The 7,602-nt window shown below is 71.1% G+C and carries 7 protein-coding genes and 1 pseudogene; 5 read left to right on the forward strand and 3 right to left on the reverse strand.

Features of this window, described 5'->3' with window-relative positions:
* On the forward strand, nucleotides 1-143 hold a 143-nt coding region (locus G6R25_RS19200), incomplete at its 5' end, for a UBP-type zinc finger domain-containing protein (protein WP_163554076.1).
* 22 nt (nucleotides 144-165) lie between these two features.
* Here G6R25_RS19200 and G6R25_RS19205 read toward each other — a convergent pair.
* Together G6R25_RS19205 and G6R25_RS27870 are read right to left on the reverse strand one after the other, a co-directional pair.
* Nucleotides 166-1,369, reverse strand: a pseudogene (locus G6R25_RS19205) (RtcB family protein).
* 377 nt (nucleotides 1,370-1,746) lie between these two features.
* Nucleotides 1,747-1,944, reverse strand: coding sequence for a hypothetical protein (locus tag G6R25_RS27870; RefSeq protein ID WP_235949096.1), 198 nt, complete (start codon nucleotides 1,942-1,944; stop codon nucleotides 1,747-1,749).
* A 444-nt stretch (nucleotides 1,945-2,388) separates the two neighbouring features.
* Between G6R25_RS27870 and G6R25_RS19215 the strand changes: the two genes are divergently transcribed.
* From G6R25_RS19215 to G6R25_RS19225, 3 genes are all read left to right on the forward strand, one after another.
* Nucleotides 2,389-3,573 (forward strand): thiamine pyrophosphate-dependent enzyme, encoded by a 1,185-nt coding sequence (locus G6R25_RS19215; protein ID WP_235949098.1) that lies wholly within the window; start codon nucleotides 2,389-2,391, stop codon nucleotides 3,571-3,573.
* A gap of 156 nt (nucleotides 3,574-3,729) precedes the next feature.
* A complete protein-coding gene (locus G6R25_RS19220; RefSeq protein WP_419469382.1) occupies nucleotides 3,730-5,334 on the forward strand; it encodes an aldehyde dehydrogenase family protein in 1,605 nt (534 codons plus the stop codon).
* 233 nt (nucleotides 5,335-5,567) lie between these two features.
* The gene (locus G6R25_RS19225; RefSeq protein ID WP_336502120.1) at nucleotides 5,568-6,029 is read left to right on the forward strand and encodes an LppP/LprE family lipoprotein; all 462 of its coding nucleotides are present in this window, start codon (nucleotides 5,568-5,570) and stop codon (nucleotides 6,027-6,029) included.
* Between the two features lie 100 nt (nucleotides 6,030-6,129).
* On the opposite strand, the gene mce is transcribed toward G6R25_RS19225, so the two are convergent.
* On the reverse strand, nucleotides 6,130-6,555 hold the full coding sequence (gene mce, locus G6R25_RS19230; protein WP_136449553.1) for a methylmalonyl-CoA epimerase: 426 nt from the start codon (nucleotides 6,553-6,555) through the stop codon (nucleotides 6,130-6,132).
* 277 nt (nucleotides 6,556-6,832) lie between these two features.
* Between mce and G6R25_RS19235 the strand changes: the two genes are divergently transcribed.
* Nucleotides 6,833-7,267 carry a MerR family transcriptional regulator gene (locus G6R25_RS19235; RefSeq protein WP_163554078.1) on the forward strand — a complete coding sequence of 145 codons (435 nt, stop codon included), beginning with the start codon at nucleotides 6,833-6,835 and terminating at the stop codon, nucleotides 7,265-7,267.
* Nucleotides 7,268-7,602 lie beyond the last annotated feature (335 nt).

Here is a 7,602-nt window from a genome sequence, read left to right on the forward strand (position 1 = left end):
CCTGCGGCAACGTCGGCTGCTGCGACTCCTCGCCGTCCCGGCACGCCAGCGCTCATGCCGCCGGGCACGGCCACCCGATCGTCCGCTCCTTCGAACCGGGCGAGGACTGGCGCTGGTGCTACGTCGACGAGGCCTACGTCTGACCCGTCGCCACCGTCAGGACCGTCAGCCCTTCACGCAGAGCACGGCGTGCAGCTGGGCGACGATCTCGACGAGGTCGCTCTGGCGGGCGAGGACGGTGTCGATGTCCTTGTACGCCGCGGGAATCTCGTCGAGGACGCCGGCGTCCTTGCGGCATTCGACCCCGCGGGTCTGGGCGGCGAGGTCGTCGACGGTGAACGTCCGCCGCGCCCGGTTGCGGCTCATCGTGCGGCCGGCGCCGTGGCTGGCGGAATGGAACGAGTCGGGGTTTCCCCGCCCGCGCACCAGGTAGGACCTCGTTCCCATCGAACCGGGGATGATGCCGTATTCGCCCTCCCGGGCGGAAATAGCGCCCTTGCGGGTGACGAGCACGTCGGCGCTGAAGTGGTGCTCCTCGGCGACGTAGCTGTGGTGGCAGTTCACGAGGGCGAAGTCGCGGTCGCCGGCGTGCGGGCCGTCGGCCGGCGGGGTGGGCACCCGCAACCCGGGCAGCGGACCGCGCAGCGCCTCGACGGCCGCGGCGAGCATCAGGTCCCGGTTGCGCCGCGCGTACGTCTGCGCCCAGTGCAGGTCGTGGCGGTAGGCGCTCATCTCGGGGGTGCCGGCGAGGAACACGGCGAGGTCGCGGTCGGCCAGGCCGGCGTTGTGTTCGAGCTGCTTGGCGACGCGGATGTGGCCCTCGGCGAGCTCTTTGCCCACGTTGCGCGAACCGGAGTGCAGCATGATCCAGACGGCGTCGTCGGTGTCCAGGCATACCTCGAGGAAGTGGTTGCCCGAGCCGAGGGTGCCCAGCTGGTTCATCGCCTTCGCCAGCCGCCCGGCGACGCGGGGATGCAACGTGTCGTAGGTGCTCCACAGGTCGTCCTGGCGCCGGGCCCGCGCGGTCGGCTCCCGGTGGCCGGTCATCCCGACCGGGACGGCCGCCTCCAGCGCGGCCCGCAGCGGACCCAGGTCGCTCGGGCAGGTTGGCCGCGGTGAGGTTGGTCCGCGCCGCGGCCATCCCGCAGCCGATGTCGACCCCGACGGCGGCGGGGGAGACGGCGTCACGCAGGGCGATCACGGAGCCGTAGCCAAGGTGCACGTCGGGCATCACTGCGACATGGTGATGGATGTAGGGCAGGGACGCGACATTGCGCAGCTGGTCCAGTGCGGCGCTTTCGACCTCCTCGGGCCGGGTCCACAGCCAGATCGGGTGCGCCGCTGCGTCGAGCGTCGCGACGGGGCTCATCGGTTGGTTCCTTCTCTCGACGGGGGGCGGGGGCCTTGCTATTCGCCTCTTGCCGACCGAACGCATTCAACCCGGTCACCCGGATTCTCGCGGGCGGTCCGGTCGGGGAGAATTCATGCTTCGGCTTCCATGCTGCTCCGCCAGTTCAGGATGCCCGGTTCACGGCCGCCCGGCGAATGATTTTCCGCCTCGATGCGGGGCGGCGTGGATCAGCGTGGGGCGGCGCGGGTCAGTGCGGTGCGTCGTGGCCGCGGGCCGGTAGGAGGGGAGCGGCCCGCAGCAGGGCCAGCAGCGGGCCGAGTTCCTCCGGGACCGGCTCGGAGAAGGTCCGCACGGCGCGCTCACCCTGCTGGTCGACTGCCGGGGTGTAGTCGACCTCAAGGGTGTAGACGAACCGGTCCGCGCCCTTGACCCCCGCTCACCTTCGACCGGCCCACCCCGCGGGCCAGCTCGCGCAGCCGGACTGCCTCCGACTCGGGCAGGTCGGCGCTGTCCAGCTCCCGCCGGATCGGCCGTCCCAGCAGCCCGCCGGACCGTTCCAACACCACCCGGACGCGTCCCGCCTCGCCTGCCATGGCGCTATTGTGCGCCGGGCCGGGGCCGCCCCGCGCCGGGTGCCCATCGGACCGCACCCACGCCCCCACCGGCAGCGAGCGCCGCGTTACCGACCGGTTGGGTCAGCCCTGGGTGGATGGTCATGGGGCGGGTATCAGGGTCCGGCTCCGCGACCGCTTGGGTTCCGGTCGAAATATTCCTCTTACCTGTGTGAGTTGTCGCGGCGCTCAAGTTTCGTGTGGGTTCACAACCGAACCGTTTACCGCTCGATTGTTTCCGATCGTCGGACGTCCTTGGAATCCCGGGCGGTCGACGGGGGTAGGAGTACCGCGTGAATGAAGTGAGGTGATCCAGCGTTCCCGTCGATCCCGGACCGCGTACTGTATTACCGGTATACGGCTCTTTTCGATGGTTTCCGATCGTAGGACGTCCTGCGATCTTTCGGTGGGGGAGAGGTACTCGCCATGAATGTCGTACGCGGGCCGGAGTTGATTGCGGAGCGGCCGGTGCGGCCACCGGGACCGGTTCCGGTGGCCGCCGTACCACCGGCGATGTCGATCCCGCCGCCGGAGCCGGCCGACTCCGGCGTGCGGTTGCTCGCTCCGGACGGCATCCGGGTTACCGACCCGCGCTTCGTCGCCCTCGCCGACCACGATCTGTGCCGGACGTTCTACTCGTCGATGGTGCTGGCGCGCCGCCTGGACGAGGAGGCCACGGCCCTGCAGCGGCAGGGTGAGCTGGTGCTGTGGATCCCGCTGCGCGGGCAGGAGGCGGCGCAGGTCGGTTCCGCGGCGGCGATCAGGGCGCACGACTTCGTCTTCCCCAGCTACCGCGAGCACGCCGTCGCCTGGCACCTGGGGGTGCCGGCCGCCGAGGTCATCCGCCTGCTGCGCGGGGTGAGCCACGACGGCTGGGACGCGGCGAAGCACCACATGGCCAACTATGCGATCGTCCTCGCCTCGCAGACCCTGCATGCCGTCGGCTATGGAATGGGCATGGTGTTCGACGGCGCGGCCGGCACCGGCGATCCGGACCGCGACGGCGCCGTGCTGGTCTACCTCGGCGACGGCGCGATGAGCCAGGGCGACACCAACGAGGCGTTCGTCTGGGCGGCGAGCTTCGGCGCGCCGGTGGTGTTCCTCTGCCAGAACAACCAGTGGGCGATCTCCACTCCGACCCGACGGCAGTCGGTGATGCAGCTGGCGCGCCGCGCCGACGGGTTCGGCTTCCCGGGCGTGCGCGTCGACGGCAACGACGTGCTCGCCATGCATGCGGTCACCACCTGGGCGCTCGAGCATGCTCGCGGTGGCGGCGGCCCGATTCTCATCGAGGCCAACACCTACCGGATGGCGCCCCACACCACCTCGGACGATGCGACCCGGTACCAGCCGGCCGCGGAGCTCGCGATCTGGCGGGCGCGGGACCCCATCGACCGACTTCGGCTGCTGCTGGCCGCCGACGTGGCCGCCGGCTGGTTCGACGAGGTCCGCGAGCACGCCGACGACGCCGCGGCCGACCTGCGCCGCGACTGCCTAGCCCTGGACCCGCCGCCCGCGGCCACCATGTTCGGCAACGTCTTTGTGGACGAGACGGCCGACCAACGGACTCAGCGAGAATGGTTCACCGCCTACCGGGGCTCCTTCCTGTAGCCGCGGTCGACCTCGGCGCGGGCGCGACCTATGCTTTCCCGGGAAGGCTTCCAGTAGGAGGGATCCGCGACGACCATCGAAGGGCGTGCGGTGCACCAGGCTGCGACGACGACGTCGCCGTGCTACCCGGCTGCCTCCGGGACGGAGACGGTCGCGGTGCCTGGCCAGCCGGCCACGAGCGGCCCCTGGGCCTCTCCCGCCGGTGCCGGCGCCGCTGTGCCCCTGGGCGCTGAGGTTGATTCGACCGATGCGTTCGGTGACGCGCTCGGGTCGACGTTCGTCTCCACGAATCCGGTCACGGGTGCGGTCGTGGGTCGGTTTCCGGTGTCCTCACCGCAGCAGGTTTCGGCCGCGGTGGTGGCCGCCCGCGCCGCGGCGCCCTGGTGGGCCGGGCTCGGCGCCGCCGGGCGCCGCGAGCACCTGCTGCGCTGGGCCGCCCATCTCGTCCGCCACGACGGCGAGCTCGTCGAGCTGCTCCACGCGGAGAACGGCAAGTCCGCCGCCGACGCCCGCATCGAACTGCTGCTCACCCTCGAACACATCCGCTGGGCGGCCCGCAACGCCGCCCGCGTGCTGCGCACGCGTCGGGTACTTCCCGGCCCGTTCCTGGCCAATCACACCGCCCGGGTGGAGTATCGTCCCCTCGGTGTCGTCGGGGTGATCGGGCCGTGGAACTACCCGCTGCTGACCCCGGTCGGCTCGATCGCGTACGCCCTCGCCGCCGGTAACCCGGTGGTGTTCAAGCCCAGCGAGTACATCCCGGCGTTGGGCAGCCGGCTGGCGTCGTCCTTCACCGCCGCGAACCCGGCGGCCCCCGCCGGGGTGCTGGGCGTGGTCACCGGGTTCGGTGCCACCGGCGCCGCGCTCTGCGCCGCCGGCGCTGACAAGATTGCTTTCACCGGTTCCCCGGCCAGCGGCCGCAAGGTGATGGCGGCCTGCGCGCAGTCGTTGACCCCGGTCGTCATCGAGTGCGGCGGCAAGGACCCGTGCATCGTCGCCGACGACGCCGACGTGGTCGCCGCCGCCCGCGCGGCCGCCTGGGGGGCGATGTCGAACGCCGGGCAGACCTGCGCCGGCGTCGAACGGATCTACGTCATCGCGGCGATCGCCGAGCCGTTCCTCGCCGAGCTCCGCCGGGTCCTGACCGGGGTGCGGCCAGGTGGCGAGCCCGACGCCCCCTATGGGGCGATGACGACGCCGGGCCAGGCCGCCGTCGTGCGCCGCCACGTCCGCGACGCGCTGGCCCGCGGCGCGACGGCCCTGCTCGGCGGAGTCGACGCGGTGGGCGAGACGTTCATCTCCCCGATCGTCCTCGTCGACGTCCCCGAGGACAGCCCTGCCGTGCAGGAGGAGACCTTCGGTCCCGTCGTCACCGTGCGTGTCGTCGCCGACGTCGACGAGGCCGTCGCCCTCGCCAACGGCACCCCGTACGCGCTGGGGGCCACGGTGTTCTCCCGCCGCCGCGGCGCCGAGATCGCCCGCCGACTCGACGCCGGCATGGTGTCGGTCAATGCCGTGCTCTCCTTCGCCGGGATACCCGCCCTGCCCTTCGGGGGCAGCGGCGAAAGCGGCTTCGGCCGGGTGCACGGCGCCGAGGGGCTGCGCGAGTTCGCCCGTCCCCGCTCGGTGGCCACGCTGCGCCTGCCGCTGCCCGGCACCACGCTGGCCGCCTTCCAACGCCCGCCCGGACTGCTCGCCGCGGTCGGCTGGGCCGCCCGCCGCCGCCACGGCCGCGCTTCGGTCGCCTCCTCCGACCGCTGACCTGCATCCCGCGACAGCCCGCCGGCCGTCGCGTGCCGCCCGCCGGCCGTCGAGTGCCGCGTGCCGGCCGTCGCGTGCCGATTGTCGGATGGCGATTGCGGTCGAACCGGGCGACATACCGCCCATAGGCCCTGCTCGGGCGGCGGGCGTCGAAGAGGGCATCTAGCGTGGTCGGGTCAACACGGAACCTGGGGTATCTCATGACTCTACGTCGCAGACTTGCCGTTTCAGTGATGATCGGTGCACTCATACTGGTAGGAGGACTCGCCGGCATCGCCTCGGCGGCGCCGAGCGCGGTGGGCGTGCCCGCGCTCAGCGCGTCGAAGGCGTCATCGGTCGTACGCGCCGCCGGCTATACGCCGATCTCACTGGGCGGCTACGACCAGAACAGCGACCTCAGCGTGATCGTCGGGCTGCGCTCGACCTCCGCGGACGGGCACCCACAGCGGGCGTTCTTCTTCCACCGCGGGGCCCTCATCGGCCAGGACTTGCCTCAGGCGAGCGCGACGATCCGCTGGATCTGGTCCACCGACCGGGTGGTGGCCCTGCAGTACGACCTCTACAAGCCGGGCGATCCGATGTGCTGCCCGACCGCCGGTGGAGCCACGGTCCGCTACCAGTGGAACGGCTCCTCGGTGACGCCGCTCGACCCGATCCCGAGCGCCGCCTCCTCCGCCTCGGCGAGCCGCCGCTGATCAGCTCGGCAGTCCTACGCCCTCTCGTACTTCCTTGCCTTTCCAGAGGGTTTCATGCCCGATTTATCCCTCTGGAAGGGCAAGGTACACAGGTCGGCGCTCAGTGGCCTTCGGCGGCCTCGACCAGCTCGGTGAGCACCCCGCCGAGCCCCTTGGGGTGGATGAAGGCGATCCGGCTGCCGGCGGTGCCGTGCACCGGCGTGGAGTTGACCAGATCGAAACCGGTGGTGGTCAGCGCGGCCAGGGCACTGTCGATGTCAGCCACGCCGTAGGCGATGTGGTGGATGCCCGGGCCCCGCTTGGCCAGGAACTTCCCCACCGGGCTGTCCTCGCGTAGCGGCTCGAGCAGCTGGACGTAGGAGTTGCCGGCCTCGCCGCCGTGTACCAGCAGCATCGCCTCGCGCACGCCCTGCCGGTCGTTGTCCTCCTGATGCACGACCTTCAGGCCGAACGCCTCCTCGTAGCGCGGAATCGCCTCGGCCAGCGAAGCCACCGCGATCCCGACGTGGTCGATCCTGGTCAGCACAACGCTCTCCTCGTTCCACCGGCCGGGCGGCCGGATCCTGCCGATGATGATGCCCGCGACGGGCGGCCTCCGGGCTGGGCCTCGACACAGAGATTGCCCGTTCGCGATCCCCGCGTCGACCGATGCGGGCAGGTGGCGCAGGTGACGGCGATCGCGGTGGTGTCCGGGGGCGCACGGTGAGCTGAAGCGACCCGTATCGGCTTGCTGTCCGGAACGTCGTAGAGTCGTCTGTTATCAGCCATGCTCCCGGCGTCGAGCCACGAACGTTAGGGTCACCTTGTCCACGACGCGTCGCGATCCATCCGCGCTCCGCGCGGCCCGCGGAACCACGTATCAGATAGGTGAGGTGGCCGAGCGGGTCGGGTTCTCGTTGCGCACGGTCCGGTACTACGAGGAGGCCGGGCTGCTCACCACCGCCGGCCGCACACCCGGCGGTTTCCGCCTGTACGGCGACGAGGCCGTCGACCGGCTGCTCGTCATCAAGAAGATGAAATCCCTCGGATTCACCCTCGAGGAGATGCGCTCGCTGCTGTCGGTCCGCGACGAGCTGTCCGATCCGAAGATTTCCGACGCCCGCCGCGCCGAGCTGCGCGAGCTGTTGCGCACCTGGGTCGTGCTGGCCGAGGAGAAGCTCGCCACCCTGCGTCAGCAGGCCGGTGTCGCTGAGGACTTCGTCATTGGTCTACACGGCGACGCGGACCGATCGGCATGACACATCGTTAGTCCACGTCCGGTCGGCGGCTGCTGAGCGTTGGCGCATAGTGCCAGGTCACCGGCTACGGTAGCCGCGTGGGGCGCATCGGTCCGCCGGGCCTGAAGGTTACGAGAGGTGACGAAGCAGGCCTTGGCGTGTCCCACGTGGACCCGGTTTCGACCGCTTCGGAAGGCTCGTCGGCCCGCGCCGCCGTCCCGGCCCCGGCCGAGGGAGTGCCCGCAGGGACCCGCGAGTAGTCGGATTCGTGGTGGACTCGCCGTCGGTCAGCGATTACCAGATCTTTACCGCTTTTGTGTAGCCGTGGACAGCCGACGCGTAGACGCTAGATATCT

It is taken from the genome of Candidatus Frankia alpina (assembly GCF_902806485.1).
In the GTDB taxonomy this organism is placed as follows: Bacteria; Actinomycetota; Actinomycetes; order Frankiales; family Frankiaceae; genus Frankia; species Frankia alpina.

Bases quoted from the DNA above. Each gene is read 5' to 3' on its own strand.
- G6R25_RS19225 (WP_336502120.1), top strand. From the start codon at position 5,568: ATGATCGGTGCACTCATACTGGTAGGAGGACTCGCCGGCATCGCCTCG.
- G6R25_RS19215 (WP_235949098.1), top strand. From the start codon at position 2,389: ATGAATGTCGTACGCGGGCCGGAGTTGATTGCGGAGCGGCCGGTGCGG.
- G6R25_RS27870 (WP_235949096.1), bottom strand. From the start codon at position 1,944: ATGGCAGGCGAGGCGGGACGCGTCCGGGTGGTGTTGGAACGGTCCGGC.